Consider the following 19,876-nt stretch of genomic DNA (forward strand, 5'->3'; position numbering starts at 1 on the left):
ACTATAGTAGAAGTATACAGGAAGTTAAATCTATTGGAGGCTGTCAAATGAAAATCACAAAAGCAACATTGCATGCGGTGAGGTTTCCCCTCAACGAGCCGTTCATCGTTTCCTATGCAACTTATCCGGATATGCCGGCATTGATCGTCATATTGGAAACTGATACGGGTTTGATCGGCTACGGGGAAGCGGTACCGGATGAGCACGTTACAGGAGAATATTTTTCATCAGCATTTGAAATACTGAAGGAGTTGTTCCTGCCGGCCGTAATCGGAATGAGTCCGTTCGACATTGAAGCCATCCATTCAAAAATGCAGAACATGATGGCAGGAAACTCAGCAGCTAAAGCCGCTGTGGATATCGCTTGCTACGACTTGATGGGCAAAGCGGTGGGCCAGCCAGTCTACAACTTGATTGGAGGACAAGCGACTACTCACTTGGATTACCCGAGAGTTCTCAGCATCGAAGCGCCTGACGTCATGGCAGCGAAAGCAAAAAGCGCAGTTGAAATGGGCTATGCTTCTTTAAAACTAAAAGTGGGCAAAGGACAGGCGCAGGAAGATGTGGACCGGATTTTAGCGGTTCGCGAAGCAGTTGGCAGAGATATGCCGATACGTGTGGATGTCAATCAAGGATGGAAAACACCGGGCATTGCCGTAGCAGCGATCAAACAGCTCGAAGGGGCAAACATTGCCTGGATCGAGCAGCCGATTCGGATGGGCGATATCCGTGGACTGGCTGAGGTTCGTTCGAAAACAGCCGTTCCGATCATGGCTGACGAAAGCATTCAATCAATGGAAGACCTACTGGAAATTATCCGGCTGCAAGCGGCCGATGTCATCAACATCAAGCTGATGAAATGCGCAGGCATTTTCCACGCCACGCAAATGGCAAAAACCGCCGAAGCAGCAGGCATGCTATGCCAAATCGGCTCTATGGTGGAATCATCCGTCGGATCAGCTGCTGGTTATCATGTGGCGATGTCGCGCATCAATATTGAAAGCACAGAACTTACAGGTCCCTTGCTGTTCAGTGAAGAAATCGGCGATTTAGACTACCAGCATCCTTACGTATTGTTATCGGGCAAACCCGGCCTTGGTGTAGAAGTCGACCAAGCGCAATTGGAGAAACTGACCGTTCAACAGTGGAGCAGCCAACTATAACAAAAAAACTCGCGAACCCCAAGGGGCGCGAGTTTTTTAAATGATATCTGTTTTCTGGATCAAATTCAAAAAACGTTGGGTTCGTTCTTCTTTCGGGTGATTGAAAATGTCCTCCGGTTTGCCGCGTTCGATGATGCGTCCTTCGTCCATGAACAGCACTTCGTCTGCGACGCCTTTGGCAAAGCGCATTTCGTGGGTCACCACGACCATCGTCATGCCTTCAGCTGCAAGATCTTTCATGACCTGCAGCACTTCGCCGACCAGCTCGGGATCGAGGGCAGACGTCGGTTCATCGAACAGCATGACTTTTGGTTCGAGTGCCAGCGCACGGGCGATGCCGACACGCTGCTGTTGGCCACCGCTCAACTGGAACGGATATTCATTGATTTTTTCGCCGAGCCCGACTTTCGTCAGCAGCTGCTCGGCTTTTTTTCTGGCCAGTTTTTTATCCTGTTTTTGGACCGTGATGGGACCTTCCATGACGTTTTCAAGAGCTGTCATGTGAGGAAACAGGTTGTAATGCTGAAAGACCATTGCCGACTGCTTGCGAAAAGCCATGATCTGCTTTTTCGACAACGATTTGGAAAAGTCGACGGTTTGCTCGTCAATTGTTACGGAACCGGAAGTCGGTGTCTCTAATGTATTGAGACAGCGCAAGAACGTCGTTTTACCGGAACCGGAAGGCCCGATGACCACGATAGCTTGCCCTTTTTGGACATCTGCGTCGATGCCTTTCAGCACTTCAAGATCGCCGAACTTTTTATGCAAATTTTTGATTGAAATCATATTGGACTCCTTACTGCAATCAGTAAACTGCTTTTATTATCTGGAAACGTAGCGGTCAAAGCGATTTTCGAGCCTTCCTTGCACGAGTGACAAGGCAAAGCAGATGACCCAGTAAAGCAAGGCCGCTTGTCCATATAACAGCAGGAACTCGTAATTGGTCGCGGCGATTTGCTGGGCGACTCTGAACATCTCAGTAACCAGGATAAGAGATGCAAGCGACGTATCTTTAATTAAGCTGATGAACGTATTCGAAAGGGGAGGCAAAGATACACGTGATGCCTGCGGCAAAATGACGCGCCGCAGAGATTGTGTGTAAGACATGCCGATCGTGTCTGCTGCTTCCCATTGGCCTTTTGGAATCGACAGGATGGCTGCCCGGATCACTTCGGAAGCATAAGCTCCGACGTTCAACGAAAAGCCGATGACTGCCGCTGGGAATGGATCAATCGTAATTCCGAGTGTCGGCAATCCGTAAAACAGGATGAACAATTGAACCAATAGCGGCGTACCTCGGATAATGGAAACGTAAACCCGGGCGATGATCTGAAAGATTTTCACCGTTGAAATTCGCGCCAAGGCTGTTAAAATCGCCAACACCAATCCGAAAATAAAGGAAATGATCGATAGAGGCAAAGTGAATTGAATCGTTGCCTCGATTAATGGAAGAAATGAGGATTGCGCAATATCCACAAGCCGTTCCATTCTGACCGGATCCGAGAAAATACTATTCAAGTACATTTTCACCAAACCATTTTTCTGAAATTTCGTCGTATGTGCCGTCTTCGATCATGTCAGCCAAAGCCTGGTTGACTTCATCCACGATTGCGCCGCTGTCCTGTCTGAACAACAACCCGCTTTGTGCAGCATCTTCAGACTCGTCGACAACTTTTACTTGTGCATCCGGACGCTGGTTCAGGAAATCCAAAACGGTCAAATTATCATTGACTGTCGCATCAACGCGTCCAGAGTTCAATAATTCGATTGCTTGGTTGAATCCTTCAACGCCTTCAAGTTCAGCACCAAATGAAGTTGCTGTTTCAGCATAATTGCTTGTCAAAGACTGCGCAGATAACTTGCCTTCCAAATCTTCAAAGCTTTGAATTTCAGTGTCGTCTTCTGCAACTACCAATACTGCAGTAGAAGTGATGTATGGATCTGAAAACTCATAGCTTTCCTGACGATCCGGGTTAATGCCGACTTGGTTGGCAACCATGTCAAAACGGGAAGCATCCAATCCTGCAAACATTGCGTCCCACTGCGTTTCAAGGAATTCTGCTTCGACGCCAAGGCGTTCTGCCACTTCACGTGCAATTTCAACATCAAAGCCAGTCAGTTCGCCTGACTCATCGTGAAATGTGAAAGGAGGGTAAGTTCCCTCGGTACCGATAACCAATGTTCCCTCTTCCTGAACCTTAGCCAATAGATCGTCTTCTGCTCCGCTGTTTTCCGCTGCATCGTCCGTAGTTGGATCTTCTTCAGTCGATCCACCGCCGCAAGCCGCCAATACCAGCATTGCCACTAATAATAAAAATGCCAAACTAAATTTCTTCATAAAAATTCTCCTCTATTCTTTTGTAGTTTTGTGTTTCATGATCCCGCTGCGACTGTAGATAATCCTTTAGTTCATCCCATAAATAATGCTTACAAATAATAAAGCCAGTTTCACCAACTGGAATAGTTGGTTTAAAAATTAAAAAAAGGAATATTTATTTTTCAATCCATCGGAATCCTGAAGCTGATTTATTATAGCACGCCTTTAAGCCAGTCTCAAATGAAGCGAACGCAAAAAAATCCTATTCTTACGCCGTTTTGTCAAAACGCACGAGCCTAATCACCAAGAGCGCTTTAAGAAACGAATATAGCCGGTTTGCTATTCTTTTTTTAAGAAAGTATTTGTGTTTTTAAAGAGAACATCTTATAATAACTTAATAATAAAGCTTAAATTAACAAGGTTTATAAGAGATTTTTTGTTTTTTTAGACAGGACAAATGTTTTATCGAAAAGGAGTGTTGAAAATGGAACGAATTATGATTACAGGTGCTTTGGGACAGATAGGGTCGGAGCTTGTCGGGAAAATGCGCAGCATTTATGGCAATGACAATGTACTGGCAACAGATATTCGACAGACTGCCGATCAATCAGGCCCATTTGAAATTTTGGATGTGACAGATGCACAGAGAATGCACGATTTGGCAAAGGATTTTGGAGCGGATACAATGGTCCACATGGCGGCTTTGCTGTCGGCGACTGCTGAAGAAAAACCACTTCTTGCCTGGAACCTGAATATGGGCGGCCTTGTAAATGCGCTCGAAGCATCTCGTGAGCTTGGCATGCAATTTTTCACACCCAGTTCCATTGGCGCATTCGGTCCATCAACACCAAAAAACAACACACCACAGGACACGCTGCAGCGGCCAACCACTATGTACGGTGTCAATAAGGTAGCCGGCGAATTGCTGTGTGACTATTACCATACGAAGTTTGGCGTCGATACGCGCGGCGTCCGTTTCCCGGGACTGATTTCAAACGTGGCACAGCCCGGCGGCGGCACGACAGATTATGCCGTCGATATCTATTACAAAGCGATTGAACAGGGCAGCTATACATCATACATTGCAGAAGGTACGTATATGGACATGATGTATATGCCGGATGCATTGCAAGCCATCGTTGATTTGATGGAAGCAGATCCTGCCAAACTGATTCACCGCAATGCATTTAATGTAACGGCCATGAGTTTTGAGCCTGAACAAATTGCAGCATCGATCCGCAAGCACATTCCTGATTTCAAAATGTCTTATGCGGTCGATCCCGCTAGACAGGAAATTGCAGACAGCTGGCCGGACAGCATTGACGCTTCTGCCGCTAAATCGGAGTGGGGCTTTAAGGCTTCTTACGATTTGGATGCGATGACTTTCGATATGCTGGAAAAATTAAAAAAAAAGCTTCAGCTCGTTTAAGTGAATCCCACTAAAAGAGCCGAAATGCTAAAAACGCCATCCGCATGCCGCGGATGGCGTTTTTGATTTGATTAAAATAACAAATGTGCGACACCGACAACAATCGGCAAAGCAATGATTGTACGAAGCAGGAAAATGACGATTAGGTCAAAGATGTTGACGGGTATTTTGGAACCCAACAACAATCCGCCGACTTCAGACATGTAAATTAGTTGTGTTACAGACATAGTGGCGACAACAAAACGTGTCATTTCAGACTCGATGTCTGCGCCGAGAATAGCTGGCAGGAACATATCGGCAAAACCGACAACCATCAATTGTCCTGCTTCAGCTGCTTCCGGAACACCCAGCAAGTTTAAATAAGGAACAAAAGGAGTTCCCAGGATAGAGAATACAGGGGTATATTCAGCCAGAATCAAGGCAACTGTGCCGAAAGCCATTACAACCGGCGCAACTCCGATCCACATATCCAGAACGTTTTTAAAGCCGTCTTTGAAGAATTTGCTGACAGATTTATTTTCGGAAGCTTTTGTTAAAGCATTTTCAACTCCGTGTGAAGCTACGCTGTAGCCTTCAGGCACTTTTTCCGATTGGGTATCCTGAGCATCGCCATTCATGAAAGTGGTTGGTTTTTGGGCCAAAGGGTAAATGCGCGGCATAATCAATGCCAGAATGATACCAGCAAGAATTACTGTCGCATAGTAAGGAAGAAAGTATTGGCCGAGCCCGATTTCTTGGATAACGACAATAGCAAAGGTAATTGAAACGACAGAGAAAGTAGTACCAATGATAGCGGCTTCGCGCTGTGTGTATTTGTTTTGGACGTATTGAGTATTTGTCAATAAAACTCCGATAGTTCCATCTCCTACCCAGGAAGCCAAAGCATCAATAGAAGAGCGGCCGGGAAGGCGGAACAAAGGACGCATGATTTTTACCATCATCGTTCCGAAGAATTCCAGCAATCCGAAGTTCATCAGCAACGGCAGGAACAATCCGGCAAACAGGAAAATGGTGAAGAGGAAAGACAAAAGCCCCGTACTTGATAAGAGCAGGCCACCTGTATTTTCACTCCATACGGCTTCAGGGCCTATCTGGAAGAGCACCATAATGGCAAACAGAGCACCTACAACCCGGACAATGGTCCAGAATAAGTTCACATTGAATAATTTTTCAAAGAAAGGTGCATCATGTTTTTCGTTGACTTTCCTAAAAATTGCCAGTACTGAGCCTATGGCGGCAATTAACAAGATGACAAGCATAATCCAAGGTGCGATAGGTGCAATGGCATCAGCCATAAGATTTGCCAGTAAAGCGATTGAAACAATCCATTCGCCATCATACTTTACCGGAACGATAAATAGCAGAACCCCCAACAAGGATGGTACTAAAAACAGGATCCATGTTGATGCTGAAAACTTTTTCACAATTAATTCCCCTTTTCTTCGTGTATGAATACACAAGATTATAACTGATTATACAGCGGTTTTCCCCTATGAAAACGCTTTACAGCCAATGTTTATATTATCTGAAAACGTCCATAAAAAATACCCCCAACTGAGAAAAAGTTGAGGGAGGTTCCTTAAAAGGACTTTTCGAAATCTTCATGCCAACGATAATTGTAGAATCGCTCTTTTGTCAGCCAGTTTTCCGTCTCCGTATCGCCCTGCTGAAGCTTGTGTTCCATTTCTTCAAGCATCCAGGCGGTTTGGGAGATATGGGCTTTCATGGAATTCATCTTTTGGTCGCGGACTTCCCGGATGTCATAAACGATATCCGGCTGGCCGAGCACCTCAAGGGTATTATTTGCAAAAGCGACGCAATGCAGTGTCGGGCGATCTGTCATCCGGCGGACAGCACGGACAACTGCACGGGCAGTCGCTTCGTGATCCGGATGGACAGCGAAGTCAGGATAAAAGGTGATGATCTTCGAAGGATTCAGCTCTTCGATCAGATCCGTCATCAGTCCGACCATCTTCTCGTCGTCTTCGAATTCAAGGGTTTTATCTCGCAGCCCCATCATCCGTAGGTCGGTCAGTCCCATTGCATCTGCAGAGGCCTGAAGTTCCTTTTTGCGGATTACGGGAAGTGATTCTCTTGTAGCAAATGGTGGGTTGCCCAAGTTGCGGCCCATTTCGCCAAGTGTCAGACACGCATATGTAACGGGGGTGCCTTGTTTGATATGTGTGGTGATCGTTCCGGAAACTCCGAACGCTTCATCGTCCGGGTGAGGGAAGACGACCAGCACATGGCGTTCTTGTGAAATTGTCATAGTGAGTGCCTCCCTTAATAACTGAACGGTGTTTCGCTGATCTGCAGCGCCACCGCCAATTTCCCAGTGCCGTCGTGTCCTGCAAGAAGCAAGCGGCCCTGATCGTCCAATTCGTAATGAGTGATGCCTTGCGCATAGACCCAGCCGTGCGGCAATTTCAATCCAACGCGATGCGGGCTGTCACCGACTACTTTTCCAAGTTCATAATTAATGACAACGTTGCGGATAAAAGCACCGGCGTTGAAAAAGCCTTCGTTAAAATGTGTCGCATACGAGCCGTTTGTCGTTTCCAAATGAAGGTAGACATCTCTGCCTGCGAATGCGTCCAGCTCAACCTGCAGTTTTTTTACTTCAACTAGTTCCATGATGTTCCTCCTATAGAATCGGTATTCTAACAGTATAGGGAATTATGGCAGAGAATGCGATTAGGATGCTTTACGGGGCCAGGATCATGCTGAGATTTCTCCCGACCCCACCTCAAATGTTGTTAAGCGCACCTCATGTTGCAATAACCGCACCTCACCGGTCGAAAACCGCACCTTATTCGACAATAACCGCACCTCACGACATGAAAACCGCACTTCATTCCGACAACAATAAAATCCGGTCGCAAAAAAGCGTGCCGAAGAAAAAATCCGGCACGCTTTTATTATTTCTTATAACTCAGTTACTTCAACTTCGGGTTTCGTAAATTTCGAGGCAGCGCCGTGCATAACCGGGCCGACGTATTCATTCAGCTTCCAGCCGTGCTGGATTGCTGTTGCCACAAAAACTTTGGCGTTGAGGACAGCGTCTTTGACCGATTGGCCATTTGCCAGGTTGGCCGTGATTGCTGCCGCAAATGTGCAGCCAGCGCCGTGGTTGTAAGTAGTATCGGTTTTTTCAGATGTCAGCAAATAATGAGTTTTGCCATCAAACAGCAAATCTGCCGCTTTTTCATGCTTTAACTGCTTGCCGCCTTTAATGACAACAAACTCAGCGCCATGCGCGTGAATTTTTTCTGCAGCTGCCTGCATGTCTTCAACAGTTTGCAAGGTGCCTTGTCCAGATAATTGCCCTGCTTCCACCAGGTTTGGTGTCACCACTTTGGCGTTTGGCAATAAATACTTGATCATGGCATCGACATTTTCAGGGAATAAGACTTCATCTTCGCCTTTGCAGGCCATAACCGGATCAATGACGACATTTTTGATTCCGGACTCGGCAATTGCTTTGCCGGCCATTTCGATGATATCAACGGTGGGCAGCATGCCCGTTTTCAAAGCATCGACGCCGGTAGAGAACGCTGTTTTTAATTGGGCATCGAGCGTATCCAGCGCAATTGGGTGGATGCCGTGGCTCCAGCCATTTTCCGGGTCCATGGTTACGATGACGGTCAATGCGTTCATGCCGTACGTGCCGTGCTCCTGGAACGTTTTAAGGTCTGCCTGTATACCTGCTCCGCCGGAAGTATCGGACCCAGCGATTGTTAAAGTTTTTTTGAGTGTCATTCGAATATCTCCTTTAAATGGATTATGTCATTGCCCTCATTTTAACAAAAATTCGAACATTTACAATGGATTGCGCTTACTCGGTGCAAGCAGCAGGACGGTTGTGGCAATGCAGACAACCAAAAATGCGGTTGTTAAAACCCCCATCAATCCATAGCCGCTTTTGAAAAGACCGATCGTAATAAGTAATGTTAGAATGGAAATAGCTGCTACAATTAGGCCGAGACAGCCCAATCCGGCGCGCTTTGCGCCTTCTGGAGCACTCGTGCCTTTAGTTTTTGAAACACTGGTGATTTTTTCGCGCCAATCGGCCATCCTGATCGCTCCTTTAAGCAATCGTACCATGAAGCCAGGATGAATAGAACATAGGAAAGTAGGGGTTTTATTGGCAAAAGATCCGAAGATGACAGAAATTGAACGTTTATTGGCGGAAATGAAAGAACAGGGAAATACAAAAGAATCGGGCTTTTGGAAAAGTACGAAAGTGATGATGAGCGTATGGCGCAATTCTTTTCTTGTGCTGCTTGCGGTTTTATTGCTATTGCTGGTGGCTTTGCCATTAGGTGCATTTTGGATGATCCAGGGCAGCACCTTTACGGAAAGCAAAGGCGCTTTTTTGGAGCAGGTACAGGATTTGAATGAATTGTCCACAGCGGAAGCTTTCTCGAAAGTTATCATCGAACGCGAAGACAATGCGGTATTTGGCCGGGAAATCGGTCTGGACCTGCCCGGCACGAGACGGCAATTGCTTGTTGTGATTCCGGGATCGGTCCGCGCCGGCATCGATTTCTCCAAAGTGAGCGAGGACGACATCGTTCTTGATGAAGAAGCCAAGACAGCCACACTGACCTTGCCGCCGGCAGAATTTCTCGGAGGACCGGAATTGTTCATGGATCAGGTAGAAGTTTATTCGTATGAAGGGCTGTTCCGCGACGGCGCTGACATTTCGGAAGCCTATGAACTGGCAGAAGAGGCGAAAACCTTGATGCTCGAGGAAACGGAGGGCCAAGGCGTGCTGCAAACTGCAGAAGACAATGCCGCGCGCTCGGTCCAAGATATGTTTGGCCTGGTCGACTATGATGTAACAGTAGAGTTTGAGGAGTGAGGAATATGAAGAAACAGATTTTCCACAACGACTGGCAGGAAGTCGTGGGTGAAGAGTTCGAAAAACCATATTATTTGGAGCTGCGAGAGTTTTTAAAAGAAGAGTATGCTTCGAAAACCATCTTCCCGGCTATGGAAAGCATCTGGTCGGCATTCGAACATACCGCGTACAAGGATGTAAAAGTGGTGATTTTGGGACAGGATCCATATCACGGGCCGAACCAGGCGCATGGCCTGAGCTTCTCGGTTCAGCCGGGAGTGCCGCATCCGCCGAGTTTGCGCAATATGTTCAAAGAATTGAAAGAAGACGTTGGCTGCGAGAAACCACAGGACGGCACATTGACGAAATGGACTGATCAAGGCGTGCTGATGATGAACACCGTGCTGACGGTAAGATCCGGTGAAGCCAATTCGCATCGCAATAAAGGGTGGGAAACGTTCACGGATAAAGTGATCAGTAAATTGTCCGAGCGCGAGGAGCCGATTATTTTTGTGTTGTGGGGCAAACCTGCCCAAACGAAAAAAAGGCTTATCGACCTTGATAAGCATGATGTGTTAGAAGCACCGCATCCGAGCCCTCTAAGCGCCAGTAGGGGATTTTTTGGCAGTCGGCCATATTCAAAAGTGAACAGTCTGTTACAAAACCGCGGACAGCAGCCCATCGATTTCTGTTTAGACTGACCAGTGATAGAATGCCGTGGTAAACTGAAGTTAATTCGAAACGGAGAGGGGGCTGTTACATGGCCATCGATACTATGCGTATTTTAAATGAAATTGACAAGCATACGGCGCGTGCGAGAAGCGGCGATCCGGCAAAGGTGCGTGACTCTGTCGCGGCAATCCGCGCATTATGCGATTTGCTGCTGGAGGATGATCAACCGGCAATCGACAAGCAAGCACCGCGTGCTGTGCCGCTTGCATCCCCTCAGCCGCAGACGGTAACTGCTGTCAACAAGCTGAAAGAAGAAGACGCAAACGGCGATTCGCTGTTTGAATTTTAAATGGAAAGAGGAAGCTGAATATGAAATTTTTCTTGATTGCCGGAGCGGTTAACGCCCTCCTGTCTGTCGCATTTGGCGCGTTCGGCGCACATCTGCTGGAAGGGCGCGTTGCGGACAAGTATTTGGATACATGGCAGACTGCTGTACAGTATCAGATGTTCCACGCAGTCGGCTTGATGGTCATCGCGATTTTGATGAGCTCGTCTCTTCTTGGGAATCTCGGATCGCTGAACTGGGCAGGTTATTTAATGCTCGCTGGAATTGTCATTTTTTCAGGAAGCCTATATATTTTGAGTTTAACGGGCATCAGCATTCTCGGTGCCATTACGCCAATCGGCGGCGTTGCATTTATCGCAGCCTGGGTAATGGTCATCATTGCTGCAGTAAAAGCATTGTAATAGTGCGCAAGAGGGCAATCCGTTTTATGCGGATGGCCCTCTTTTTTGCGGTGCGGACAGTAAAAGTGGTTGTTTGGACAGTATTTTCGAAGTTTGGACAGTATTTGAGGTGGAATGGACAGTATCTTACTTAATTTGGACTGTATATCCAAATAACTGGAAATTTTAGAGGGGGGAAGCCTTCGTTAAGTCTTGGCGAGGTGCGGTTCCGGACGTTTGAGGTGCGGAAATGGGTCATCGAGGTGCGCTTTCATCCGTTTGAGGTGCGGAAATCACTCCGCGAGGTGCGGTCTACATAAAATCAAACAAAAAAGCCGCCCAAAAGGCGGCTTCCCACATAAAATGTATTAAACTTCCAGAAACTTAACGGTTCTTTCGGCATCCAGTCGTGTGCCTACGTAGAATGAACCGAATTCGGCATAACGCGCGCTGACTTCATCAAAGCGCATTTCGTAGATCAATTTCTTGAATTGAAGAACGTCGTCTGCGAAAAGAGTGACGCCCCATTCATAGTCGTCAAAGCCGACAGATCCAGAGATGATCTGTTTTACTTTGCCGGCATAGCTGCGGCCGATTTTGCCGTGGGACAGCATCAACTCTTTGCGCGTGTCCATCGGAAGCATGTACCAGTTGTCATCGCCATCGCGGCGTTTGTCCATCGGGTAGAAGCAGATGTACTGTGAACGCTGAAGTTCAGGGTATAGGCGTGCACGGATATGTGGGTTTTGGTAAGGATCTTCGTCGGATTTTCCAGCAAGGTAGTTGGAAAGCTCGACAACTGAAACGTATGAATACGTAGGAACGGTATAAGCGATCAATGTCAGCTTATTGTATTCTGTTTCAAGTTCGTTTAATTCGTCCATTGTTTCACGCAGCATCATCAGCATCAAGTCAGCTTTTTGGCCAACAATTGAATATAAAGCATGTGCTCCGGTTTTATTTTCATCGGCTTGGTTCACTTTTTCCATAAATGCCTGGAATTCGTCGATCGCGAATTGGCGCTCTTCGTCCTCAAGCATTTTCCATGATACCCAGTCCATCGACCGGAAATCGTGCAGGACGTACCAGCCGTCTAATGTAATCGCTGCTTCATTCATTGCTCAAACACTCCTTTTAATGTAACTCTCTCACCAAACAGTTTATCACATTGCCCCTCCAACTGCCTTTAAAACTAATGGCTGTCACCAATTTGACATGACGCGCACGGGTTTTCAGCGGATGGCGAAAAGGGTAAACTGAAGACAAGGAATTGCAGGAAGAGGAGAAATGGGCATGCCGTTATTTTTTGAAGAAACATCCTGGCGTTTTTGGGACCAGTCCCTAAGCGCCAAAAGCCGTTCCGCGCTGGAGTCATTTGCAGCGGACGATACACTTTGTGAACTGGTGGGATCGGGGAAAAGTGCTCCGACGGTCCGTACGTGGGTGCACGACGATACTGTGGTCCTGGGAATTCAAGATCACCGTCTGCCGCATATCGATGAAGGCATGGATACACTGAAAGCACATGGTTTTACACCGATTGTTCGGAACTCAGGCGGACTGGCGGTCGTGCTGGACGCAGGCGTCTTGAACATTTCCCTCGTTTTATCAGAAAAGGAGAACGCAATCGATATTTCAGCGGGCTATGAACTGATGCTCGATTTGGTCCGTGAACTGTTTCCGGAAGCGGCTATTGAAGCCTATGAAATTGTCGGTTCCTATTGTCCGGGATCTTATGACCTGAGCATTGGGGGCCGTAAATTTGCCGGCATCTCACAGCGCCGGATCCGCCGCGGCATCGCGGTGCAAGTTTATTTATGTATCGAAGGAAGCGGTTCAGAACGCGCAAGAGTCATCCATGACTTTTATGAGGCCGGGCTGCAAGGCGAAGAAACAAAATTCACTTATCCGGAAATAAAACCCGAAACGATGGCGTCGCTCAGTGAGCTGCTCGGCAGAAAAATGACGGTCCAGGAAGTGGTGCTGGACCTCCATGCCTTGATGGGCGCACCGTCACCAATGCCGCTGCAGCCGGATGAAACGGCATTGTACGGATTTTATTTGGAGCGGGTAGTCGAACGCAACCGCAAGATGCTGGAACGCCCCCTTGAATAGAGGAGCGGCGCTGGTGTAGAATAGCTGGTACATGAAAAATCTGGAGGTGCGCGAGTGAGCTACGCAACGCAAAAGTTAGCTGAGGAAAAAGTTTTCAAAGATCCGGTTCACCGGTATATCCACGTGCGCGACCAAGTGATTTGGGATCTCATCAATTCGCGTGAAGTTCAGCGTTTGCGCAGGATCAAGCAATTGGGCACCTCGTATTTAGTCTTTCACGGCGCGGAACACAGCCGTTTTAACCACTCACTTGGTGTTTACGAAATCGTCCGAAGAATTTCAGATGACATTTTCCATGGCCGTCCGGAATGGGATGAAAGCGAACGTCTCGTTGTTTTGTGCGCAGCGCTACTCCACGACCTGGGGCACGGTCCGTTTTCGCATTCATTTGAAAAAGTCTTTTCTGTCGACCACGAGGAGTTCACACGGGAAATCCTGCTGGGCGACACAGAGGTCAATGAAATCCTGTTGAAGGTGTCTGCGGAATTTCCGAAAAAAGTGGCAGAAGTTATTGCCAAAACGTATTCGAATAAACAAGTCGTCTCATTGATTTCCAGCCAGATCGATGCAGACCGTATGGATTATCTCCAGCGCGATGCTTATTATACAGGGGTTTCCTACGGCCATTTTGATATGGAACGGATTCTGCGGGTCATGCGCCCACTGGATGACCAGGTTGTCATCAAATCGAGCGGCATGCATGCCGTGGAGGATTACATCATGAGCCGCTACCAGATGTACTGGCAAGTGTATTTCCACCCGGTTGCCCGCAGCGCAGAAGTGATTTTGCGGAAAATTCTGCAGCGTGCAAAAGAATTGAGCAAAAGCGGCTATAAATTTGCGCAGCCGCCGACTCATTTTCTGGCGTTTTTTGACCGCAGTTTTACGTTGAAAGAATATTTGGCTCTCGACGAAGGCGTTCTGATGACGTATTTCCAATTGTGGATGACGGAGCGTGATCCCATTTTGGCGGACCTTTGTGACCGGTTTGTTAACCGGCGCCTGTTTCAATATGTGGATTTCGACCCGGGCAAGGACTACAAAAAGCTGGGCGAACTGGCACAATTGTTTCATTCTGCCGGCATCGATCCGGAGTATTATTTGATTGATGACTCTACGTCCGATCTGCCTTACGATTTTTACCGACCGGGTGAGGAAGAAGAGCGTCTGCCGATCCATTTGCTTATGCCAAACGGCGACATCAAGGAATTATCACGTTTGTCTCAGATTGTGGACGCCATTTCAGGCAAACGCAGAACCGATTATAAATTATATTTTCCAGCAGAGCTGTTGATCGATGGTAAGAAAAAAGCCATCAAGCAGCAGATTTTGGAAATGCTTCGAGAAGGAGGGCTCTAGTTGCTCCAGGAACACGCAAAAATTGTGGACTTTATTGCCACAGCGGAAGGTGTAACCGGCCGCAAGAAATTGCAGAAAATGATTTACATAATGAAGAAGATGGACATGCCGTTCCAGGAAAAATACGAGTTCCATATTTATGGTCCGTATTCAGAAGAACTGACTGCCCGTGTAGAGGAATTATGCGATATGGGCTTTTTGTCCGAAGCGTTGGAAGACAAAGGCTCTTACGTTCAATATAAATACACCGTAACGGAAGAAGGCATGGAGTTCCGCAAAGTTTTAGGGAAATCTGTTTTGGATAACCCAGTGACCGCGGAAAAACTGAATGCCAAAAGCGGCCGATTCCTGGAATTGACCGCAACTCTCTTGTATTTTGATAACTTGAACCGCCAGGAGAGAATCGACAAGCTGCATGTGGTCAAAGGCAAGCTGAACTTTACCGCAGAGGAAATCGATGAGGCTCTTGCTTTTATTGAAGAATTGAGCGCGTAGAGAAAGTGGAAATGAAAAAGCTCCTGCAACAGGAGCTTTCGCGTGATAGAAGTTGATTTTCTTTTGGTATCTAGCTGCAATGGCCAACTCTTCGGGTCATAAGTCAACCCAGCTGTATGGCAAAGAGCGCCACTTCGCCGGTCTGCCTTATGCCTTTCAGAGCTGAACGGGCATTCCCACTTTTCTTAATGTCTAGTTACAGCAGCCAGATTCTAGGGTCATAAGCCACTCTAGCTGTGCGGCTGAAAAAATGCCGCTTCGCCAGAGTGTCTTATGCCAGTCGAATCTACACGGCTGCTTTCACTTTTCTTTACTGATCTGAAAACAGTTTGCCTTTTGTGCCGTAATCGGTTTTCTTCATGTCTTCGATAAAGACAGTGACATTTTCGATAGGTGCGCCCGTTGTTTCAGAAACAGCTTCGGACACCTTCTCGACAAGCGCGCGTTTTTGGTCTTCTGTGCGGCCTTCGAGCATTTTTACAGTTACGTATGGCATAATGGGTACAGCTCCTTTTCTTGAGAATACTTTCATCATAGCAGAACGGAGGATTCAGACAATGGCGAACGAAGAAAAACCAAAACAAAAAGTAGGCTTTACCATTATAAAAAACGATCCGACAGCTGGCCATAAAGGCTATGGCATCGGGTCTTTATCCTTGGAAAATGTCTCTCCACTGTTCATTGACGTGCAAGAGCAGGAAGCGTTTATTGATATCGGCGCGATGCACGCCCGCAGCGAAGTGGAGCGCGGCATTAAGTTCACTACCAACCGGGAAGATTCTGCAGGCGGCAAAGATTACTGGCTTGTATGGATCACCATCGATTTCAATCCGGAAGGCCCATACTACGCCGGAGTTGCAGCATGTGAAATGGTCGTCAATCGTGAGAAACGGCGCGGCTATAAAATTTTAGCGGATCACGTCAACCGCATGGACAAATCGATGAAGCGCAAAATTCTTGTTGACCATATGGATGAACCATCGAAAGGGGTGCTGGCTGAATACTTGGAAACCCACAATCCGGAAATGTGGCAGCGCAGCGTAGAACAGCTCCACCTGGACCTTGGCCGCAAGTAAAGGAGTTCTGCTTGGCCAATAAATGATGGAAATGCCAAAGCGGAAAATCTATTAAAATTGCAGGTTTTTGAACAGAATGTGACATTTCAATTTGCTTCCATTGGATGGTTGAAGTTGTTTATAAAAGGCAGTACACTAGAAATACAGCTTTTCAATAGAAAGCTAGGACACCTGATAGCGAGCAAGTGCCGTGAGCCATTGCGATTAAAACCCAAGCCCAATGCCTCATGTCTCTTTCTCCGCACCATCAGGCTTTAAAAAGGTTTTCTGTGAAGGGAAAAAAGATTCCCTGTACAGGAAACCTTTTTATTTTTTGTGTAGCGGCACTTCCAGCGGGTAAAGAAGAAGAGGCAAAAAAATATTGCACTTTTATTGAAAACACTTATACTTTTTTAAGTGGATTTTATTCAGATTGAAAAGGAGTTTGATTATAGATGGCAGGATTTTGGTATACAGAAAAGCAAACAGAGAATTTCGGGATTACGATGAAGATCAACAAGACGCTTCACACGGAACAAACGGATTTTCAATACTTGGAAATGGCAGAAACAGCGGAATGGGGCAACATGCTGTTCTTGGACGGCATGGTCATGACTTCTGAAAAAGATGAATTCGTCTATCACGAAATGGTTGCGCACATTCCATTGTTCACGCACCCGAATCCGGAGAACGTATTGGTAGTTGGCGGAGGAGACGGCGGCGTCATCCGTGAAATTCTGAAACACCCATCAGTTAAAAAAGCGACGCTTGTCGACATTGACGGCAAAGTGATCGAGTACTCGAAAAAATTCCTGCCAAGCATCGCATCAGGCTTGGAAGATTCACGTGTGGAAGTGATTGTCGGAGACGGCTTTATGCACATTGCAGAATCGGACAATGAATTTGACGTCATCATGGTAGATTCAACTGAACCGGTCGGACCGGCAGTAAACTTGTTTTCAAAAGGCTTCTACGCAGGCATTTCAAAAGCCTTGAAAGAAGACGGCATTTTTGTGGCGCAATCCGACAACCCTTGGTTTAAAGCCGATTTGATCAAACAAGTCCAAAGCGATGTCAAGGAAATATTCCCGATTACTAAGCTTTACTTGGCGAACATCCCGACGTATCCAAGCGGACTGTGGGCATTCACAATAGGTTCAAAAAAATACAACCCGCTTGAAGTTCCAGCCGAGCGTTTCCATGAAATCGACACGAAATACTACACACCTGAGCTGCACAATGCTGCTTTCGTATTGCCGAAATTCGTGAAAGATTTAACAGGCGAATAAGCTATGAGATTTGACGAGACCTACTCAGGAAAAGTATTCATCAAAAGCCATCCGAATTACGAAGAATCGAAAGCCGTTCTTTACGGCATGCCAATGGATTGGACGGTCAGCTATCGCCCAGGATCCCGTTTTGGCCCAAACAAAATCCGTGAAGTGTCGATCGGACTGGAAGAATACAGCCCGTATCTGGACCGCGAGCTGGGGGATGTAAAGTTTTTTGATGCAGGCGACATTCCATTGCCATTCGGCAATCCGGAAAAAAGCCTGATTGAAATCGAAACTTACGTTCATACACTGTTGGCTGACAATAAAATCCCAATGGGCATGGGCGGCGAACATTTGGTGTCATTGCCGGTTATGAAAGCAGTCGCCAGCAAATACGACGACTTAGCCATCATCCATTTTGATGCACATACGGACCTTCGTGAAAACTATGAAGGCGAGGAATATTCCCATTCCACACCGATCCGTAAAATTGCGGACCATATCGGACCAAAAAATGTGTATTCATTCGGCATCCGCTCAGGCATGAAAGAAGAATTTGAGTGGGCAAAAGAGCAAGGCATGCACATTTCGAAATTTGAAGTGCTTGAGCCGTTGAAAAAAGTATTGCCGACTCTTGAAGGCCGTAATGTTTACGTAACGATTGATATGGATGTTTTGGACCCTGCGCACGCACCGGGTACTGGCACGGTCGACGCAGGCGGCATCACATCCCGCGAACTGCTGGCTTCGATCCATGCGATTGCAGCATCAGGCGTCAACGTTGTCGGCTTTGACCTCGTCGAGCTTGCACCTGTCTACGATCATTCCGACCAAACTGCCAACACAGCCAGCAAGCTGATGCGCGAAATGATTTTGGGTTGGGTTAAATAAAGAAAAGCGCAAGCGCCCATGTAGATTCGACGGGCATAAGACAGACCAGCAGTGTGGCGTACTTTGCCACGCAGTTGGGATGGCTTATGACCCTAGAATCTGGGCGCTGGAGCTAGACAACAAAGAAAAGCGGAAACGGCCGTTCAGCTCCGAAAGGCATAAGACGATCTGACGAAGCGGCGTCCTTTGCCGCATAGTCAGAGTGGCTTATGACCCGAGGAGTTGGCCGTTGGAGTCTGGACAGTAAGAGAAGCGGAGGCAGCCAATAGCAGAAGCTAACCTAAGATCGCGACTTCCTGTCGCAACGGTTAGCTGACCCGCATCCTGCGGCCCCTCGACGGGCATAAGACAGACTGGCGAAGCGGCGTTCTTTGCCGCACAGCCGGGTTGGCTTATGACCCAAAGAGCTGGGCGCTGGAGCTAGACAGTAAGAAAAGTGGAAGCTGCGGTTTGCTCCGACAAGGGCTAGAAGCTTGTATTCAAATCATACAGTTTATCTTTTTAGGGGCAGCCCCTTTTTCTTATGCTGTTCGATTGTGTTTCCACACCATGTAGCCGATGCAATAGATAGTCCATGAGCGCCCTGTTCCGAAAGTATTTTAGCTCGCGGACAGTATTGTGCCGGGTTTGGACTGTATTTCATTCGTTTGGACTGTATTTTCCGTATTTGGACTGTATTTCAGCCAATTTGGACAGTAAGCTCTATTAATGGAATAAATCAATTCATTTTTTCAAATAAAACACAAAAAAGCCTCCTAATAATCTCCTAAAGATCGCTGGCATCTAGAAAAAACGTGTACAAAGCAAAACCGCTGGAGAAAAATCATTGATTTTTCTCCAGCGGTTTTAGTTTAGGGACTTATGGGACAGCTCCTTTGCGTTTCATAAAGAATGGTCAGAATAGATTCTAAAGATTAAAAGCAGTAAGATGGAATGGACGAACTAGTGGAAGAGGTGCTGACAATGGAATTGTATAAATGGACCGGCCACCGCGATCAGGCTGTAATGTTGATGGCGAACTTGGCAAATGCACGGTTAATCTATTTGGTGAATGACGATGAAGCGGTGCTGCTCTATGAAGCTGAAGGCGGCCCGGGGATTCAAGGTGCGGAAGCCTATGAAGTGTTGAATGCTGTGGGAGATATCAACGACGGCTACTATGCGGTATTCAATAATATTCCGGTGACAGAAGAAGGACGTGAACTTTTTGAGTCACGCTTCCAGAACCGCGCCGGAATGGTCGAGAAAGAACCGGGCTTTGCAGCAATCCGCGTATTGCGTCCGGTGTCTTCGGATACATATGCGATCCTGACGATTTGGAAAGACGAGCAATCGTTTAAAGATTGGCAGGAATCACAGGCTTATGGCCAGGCACATGCCAAGCGCGGCACTGCAGAAGGCATCGACAAGCGTCCGAATATTTTCCCGCGCCCTTCGTTTGTGACGACCTATACAAGATGAAAAACTCGCTATATAAACAGCAATACTTAAAGATCGCATGGATTCGGCCAATGCCGAACTGTGTGGTCTTTTGTTT

The 19,876-nt window shown here is 47.0% G+C and carries 23 protein-coding genes; 13 read left to right on the forward strand and 10 right to left on the reverse strand.

Annotated elements, in window-relative coordinates; all coding sequences use genetic code 11:
• Window positions 1-47 precede the first annotated feature (47 nt).
• Complete coding sequence (locus QOZ98_RS05280; protein ID WP_308786449.1) at window positions 48-1,163, forward strand: mandelate racemase/muconate lactonizing enzyme family protein; 1,116 nt, start codon at window positions 48-50, stop codon at window positions 1,161-1,163.
• A 36-nt stretch (window positions 1,164-1,199) separates the two neighbouring features.
• Here the strand turns inward: QOZ98_RS05280 and QOZ98_RS05285 are convergent, their stop codons facing one another.
• Genes QOZ98_RS05285 through QOZ98_RS05295 form a run of 3 tightly spaced genes read right to left on the reverse strand, consistent with a single transcriptional unit; the run spans window position 1,200 to window position 3,501 of the window.
• Entirely contained in the window at window positions 1,200-1,949 is a 750-nt protein-coding gene (locus QOZ98_RS05285) for an amino acid ABC transporter ATP-binding protein (RefSeq protein WP_142827075.1), read from the reverse strand.
• Window positions 1,950-1,985: 36 nt separating this feature from the next.
• A complete protein-coding gene (locus QOZ98_RS05290; protein ID WP_308786450.1) occupies window positions 1,986-2,687 on the reverse strand; it encodes an amino acid ABC transporter permease in 702 nt (233 codons plus the stop codon).
• The gene (locus QOZ98_RS05295) at window positions 2,674-3,501 is read right to left on the reverse strand and encodes an amino acid ABC transporter substrate-binding protein (RefSeq protein WP_308786451.1); all 828 of its coding nucleotides are present in this window, start codon (window positions 3,499-3,501) and stop codon (window positions 2,674-2,676) included. The genes QOZ98_RS05290 and QOZ98_RS05295 overlap by 14 nt, the downstream gene beginning before the upstream one ends.
• Window positions 3,502-3,964: 463 nt before the next feature.
• Between QOZ98_RS05295 and QOZ98_RS05300 the strand changes: the two genes are divergently transcribed.
• Window positions 3,965-4,909, forward strand: a complete 945-nt coding sequence (locus tag QOZ98_RS05300; RefSeq protein ID WP_308786452.1) for an L-threonine 3-dehydrogenase — start codon at window positions 3,965-3,967, stop codon at window positions 4,907-4,909.
• A 71-nt stretch (window positions 4,910-4,980) separates the two neighbouring features.
• Here the strand turns inward: QOZ98_RS05300 and QOZ98_RS05305 are convergent, their stop codons facing one another.
• From QOZ98_RS05305 to QOZ98_RS05325, 5 genes are all read right to left on the reverse strand, one after another.
• Window positions 4,981-6,333: a YjiH family protein gene (locus QOZ98_RS05305; protein ID WP_308786453.1), complete on the reverse strand. Its 1,353-nt coding sequence runs from the start codon at window positions 6,331-6,333 to the stop codon at window positions 4,981-4,983.
• Between the two features lie 155 nt (window positions 6,334-6,488).
• The gene (gene bshB2 / locus QOZ98_RS05310) at window positions 6,489-7,178 is read right to left on the reverse strand and encodes a bacillithiol biosynthesis deacetylase BshB2 (protein ID WP_308786454.1); all 690 of its coding nucleotides are present in this window, start codon (window positions 7,176-7,178) and stop codon (window positions 6,489-6,491) included.
• A 14-nt stretch (window positions 7,179-7,192) separates the two neighbouring features.
• Window positions 7,193-7,543: a YojF family protein gene (locus tag QOZ98_RS05315; protein WP_142827081.1), complete on the reverse strand. Its 351-nt coding sequence runs from the start codon at window positions 7,541-7,543 to the stop codon at window positions 7,193-7,195.
• A 291-nt stretch (window positions 7,544-7,834) separates the two neighbouring features.
• Complete coding sequence (pdxK, locus tag QOZ98_RS05320) at window positions 7,835-8,668, reverse strand: pyridoxine/pyridoxal/pyridoxamine kinase (protein WP_308786455.1); 834 nt, start codon at window positions 8,666-8,668, stop codon at window positions 7,835-7,837.
• Between the two features lie 60 nt (window positions 8,669-8,728).
• Window positions 8,729-8,983, reverse strand: a complete 255-nt coding sequence (locus QOZ98_RS05325; RefSeq protein ID WP_308786456.1) for a hypothetical protein — start codon at window positions 8,981-8,983, stop codon at window positions 8,729-8,731.
• 70 nt (window positions 8,984-9,053) lie between these two features.
• On the opposite strand from QOZ98_RS05325, the gene QOZ98_RS05330 reads away from it, so the two are divergent.
• Genes QOZ98_RS05330 through QOZ98_RS05345 form a run of 4 tightly spaced genes read left to right on the forward strand, consistent with a single transcriptional unit; the run spans window position 9,054 to window position 11,171 of the window.
• Window positions 9,054-9,773, forward strand: coding sequence for a DUF4230 domain-containing protein (locus tag QOZ98_RS05330; protein WP_308786457.1), 720 nt, complete (start codon window positions 9,054-9,056; stop codon window positions 9,771-9,773).
• A gap of 5 nt (window positions 9,774-9,778) precedes the next feature.
• Entirely contained in the window at window positions 9,779-10,453 is a 675-nt protein-coding gene (locus QOZ98_RS05335) for a uracil-DNA glycosylase (protein WP_308786458.1), read from the forward strand.
• 59 nt (window positions 10,454-10,512) lie between these two features.
• Window positions 10,513-10,773, forward strand: a complete 261-nt coding sequence (locus QOZ98_RS05340) for a YwdI family protein (protein WP_308786459.1) — start codon at window positions 10,513-10,515, stop codon at window positions 10,771-10,773.
• Window positions 10,774-10,793: 20 nt separating this feature from the next.
• Window positions 10,794-11,171, forward strand: a complete 378-nt coding sequence (locus QOZ98_RS05345) for a DUF423 domain-containing protein (protein ID WP_308786460.1) — start codon at window positions 10,794-10,796, stop codon at window positions 11,169-11,171.
• Between the two features lie 347 nt (window positions 11,172-11,518).
• On the opposite strand, the gene hemQ is transcribed toward QOZ98_RS05345, so the two are convergent.
• On the reverse strand, window positions 11,519-12,268 hold the full coding sequence (gene hemQ / locus QOZ98_RS05350) for a hydrogen peroxide-dependent heme synthase (protein WP_142827088.1): 750 nt from the start codon (window positions 12,266-12,268) through the stop codon (window positions 11,519-11,521).
• A 175-nt stretch (window positions 12,269-12,443) separates the two neighbouring features.
• Here hemQ and QOZ98_RS05355 point away from each other — a divergent pair, with 175 nt between their 5' ends.
• Genes QOZ98_RS05355 through QOZ98_RS05365 form a run of 3 tightly spaced genes read left to right on the forward strand, consistent with a single transcriptional unit; the run spans window position 12,444 to window position 15,119 of the window.
• Window positions 12,444-13,265, forward strand: a complete 822-nt coding sequence (locus QOZ98_RS05355) for a lipoate--protein ligase family protein (RefSeq protein WP_308786461.1) — start codon at window positions 12,444-12,446, stop codon at window positions 13,263-13,265.
• 54 nt (window positions 13,266-13,319) lie between these two features.
• A complete protein-coding gene (locus QOZ98_RS05360) occupies window positions 13,320-14,624 on the forward strand; it encodes an HD domain-containing protein (protein WP_308786462.1) in 1,305 nt (434 codons plus the stop codon).
• Complete coding sequence (locus tag QOZ98_RS05365) at window positions 14,625-15,119, forward strand: YwgA family protein (RefSeq protein ID WP_308786463.1); 495 nt, start codon at window positions 14,625-14,627, stop codon at window positions 15,117-15,119. It abuts the gene before it with no gap.
• Between the two features lie 310 nt (window positions 15,120-15,429).
• On the opposite strand, the gene QOZ98_RS05370 is transcribed toward QOZ98_RS05365, so the two are convergent.
• Entirely contained in the window at window positions 15,430-15,615 is a 186-nt protein-coding gene (locus QOZ98_RS05370) for a 2-hydroxymuconate tautomerase (RefSeq protein ID WP_038704761.1), read from the reverse strand.
• Window positions 15,616-15,676: 61 nt separating this feature from the next.
• Here QOZ98_RS05370 and QOZ98_RS05375 point away from each other — a divergent pair, with 61 nt between their 5' ends.
• The 4 genes from QOZ98_RS05375 to QOZ98_RS05390 all read left to right on the forward strand — a co-directional run bounded on the left by QOZ98_RS05375 (window position 15,677) and on the right by QOZ98_RS05390 (window position 19,800).
• Window positions 15,677-16,195 (forward strand): YwhD family protein, encoded by a 519-nt coding sequence (locus QOZ98_RS05375; RefSeq protein ID WP_308786464.1) that lies wholly within the window; start codon window positions 15,677-15,679, stop codon window positions 16,193-16,195.
• 434 nt (window positions 16,196-16,629) lie between these two features.
• Window positions 16,630-17,463: a spermidine synthase gene (speE, locus tag QOZ98_RS05380; RefSeq protein ID WP_308786465.1), complete on the forward strand. Its 834-nt coding sequence runs from the start codon at window positions 16,630-16,632 to the stop codon at window positions 17,461-17,463.
• A gap of 3 nt (window positions 17,464-17,466) precedes the next feature.
• Window positions 17,467-18,339 carry an agmatinase gene (gene speB, locus QOZ98_RS05385; protein ID WP_308786466.1) on the forward strand — a complete coding sequence of 291 codons (873 nt, stop codon included), beginning with the start codon at window positions 17,467-17,469 and terminating at the stop codon, window positions 18,337-18,339.
• Between the two features lie 963 nt (window positions 18,340-19,302).
• Window positions 19,303-19,800 (forward strand): antibiotic biosynthesis monooxygenase family protein, encoded by a 498-nt coding sequence (locus QOZ98_RS05390; protein ID WP_308786593.1) that lies wholly within the window; start codon window positions 19,303-19,305, stop codon window positions 19,798-19,800.
• Window positions 19,801-19,876: the final 76 nt, after the last annotated feature.

Source organism: Planomicrobium stackebrandtii, assembly GCF_030814955.1.
Taxonomy (GTDB): domain Bacteria; phylum Bacillota; class Bacilli; order Bacillales_A; family Planococcaceae; genus Planococcus; species Planococcus stackebrandtii.

Excerpts from the sequence above, each read along its gene's own strand:
- QOZ98_RS05290 (WP_308786450.1), bottom strand. The coding sequence starts at position 2,687 with ATGTACTTGAATAGTATTTTCTCGGATCCGGTCAGAATGGAACGGCTT.
- QOZ98_RS05345 (WP_308786460.1), top strand. The coding sequence starts at position 10,794 with ATGAAATTTTTCTTGATTGCCGGAGCGGTTAACGCCCTCCTGTCTGTC.
- QOZ98_RS05285 (WP_142827075.1), bottom strand. The coding sequence starts at position 1,949 with ATGATTTCAATCAAAAATTTGCATAAAAAGTTCGGCGATCTTGAAGTG.
- QOZ98_RS05280 (WP_308786449.1), top strand. The coding sequence starts at position 48 with ATGAAAATCACAAAAGCAACATTGCATGCGGTGAGGTTTCCCCTCAAC.
- speE (WP_308786465.1), top strand. The coding sequence starts at position 16,630 with ATGGCAGGATTTTGGTATACAGAAAAGCAAACAGAGAATTTCGGGATT.
- bshB2 (WP_308786454.1), bottom strand. The coding sequence starts at position 7,178 with ATGACAATTTCACAAGAACGCCATGTGCTGGTCGTCTTCCCTCACCCG.
- QOZ98_RS05315 (WP_142827081.1), bottom strand. The coding sequence starts at position 7,543 with ATGGAACTAGTTGAAGTAAAAAAACTGCAGGTTGAGCTGGACGCATTC.
- QOZ98_RS05295 (WP_308786451.1), bottom strand. The coding sequence starts at position 3,501 with ATGAAGAAATTTAGTTTGGCATTTTTATTATTAGTGGCAATGCTGGTA.
- QOZ98_RS05335 (WP_308786458.1), top strand. The coding sequence starts at position 9,779 with ATGAAGAAACAGATTTTCCACAACGACTGGCAGGAAGTCGTGGGTGAA.
- QOZ98_RS05375 (WP_308786464.1), top strand. The coding sequence starts at position 15,677 with ATGGCGAACGAAGAAAAACCAAAACAAAAAGTAGGCTTTACCATTATA.
- speB (WP_308786466.1), top strand. The coding sequence starts at position 17,467 with ATGAGATTTGACGAGACCTACTCAGGAAAAGTATTCATCAAAAGCCAT.
- QOZ98_RS05390 (WP_308786593.1), top strand. The coding sequence starts at position 19,303 with ATGGAATTGTATAAATGGACCGGCCACCGCGATCAGGCTGTAATGTTG.
- hemQ (WP_142827088.1), bottom strand. The coding sequence starts at position 12,268 with ATGAATGAAGCAGCGATTACATTAGACGGCTGGTACGTCCTGCACGAT.
- QOZ98_RS05325 (WP_308786456.1), bottom strand. The coding sequence starts at position 8,983 with ATGGCCGATTGGCGCGAAAAAATCACCAGTGTTTCAAAAACTAAAGGC.
- QOZ98_RS05370 (WP_038704761.1), bottom strand. The coding sequence starts at position 15,615 with ATGCCATACGTAACTGTAAAAATGCTCGAAGGCCGCACAGAAGACCAA.
- QOZ98_RS05300 (WP_308786452.1), top strand. The coding sequence starts at position 3,965 with ATGGAACGAATTATGATTACAGGTGCTTTGGGACAGATAGGGTCGGAG.
- QOZ98_RS05355 (WP_308786461.1), top strand. The coding sequence starts at position 12,444 with ATGCCGTTATTTTTTGAAGAAACATCCTGGCGTTTTTGGGACCAGTCC.
- pdxK (WP_308786455.1), bottom strand. The coding sequence starts at position 8,668 with ATGACACTCAAAAAAACTTTAACAATCGCTGGGTCCGATACTTCCGGC.
- QOZ98_RS05340 (WP_308786459.1), top strand. The coding sequence starts at position 10,513 with ATGGCCATCGATACTATGCGTATTTTAAATGAAATTGACAAGCATACG.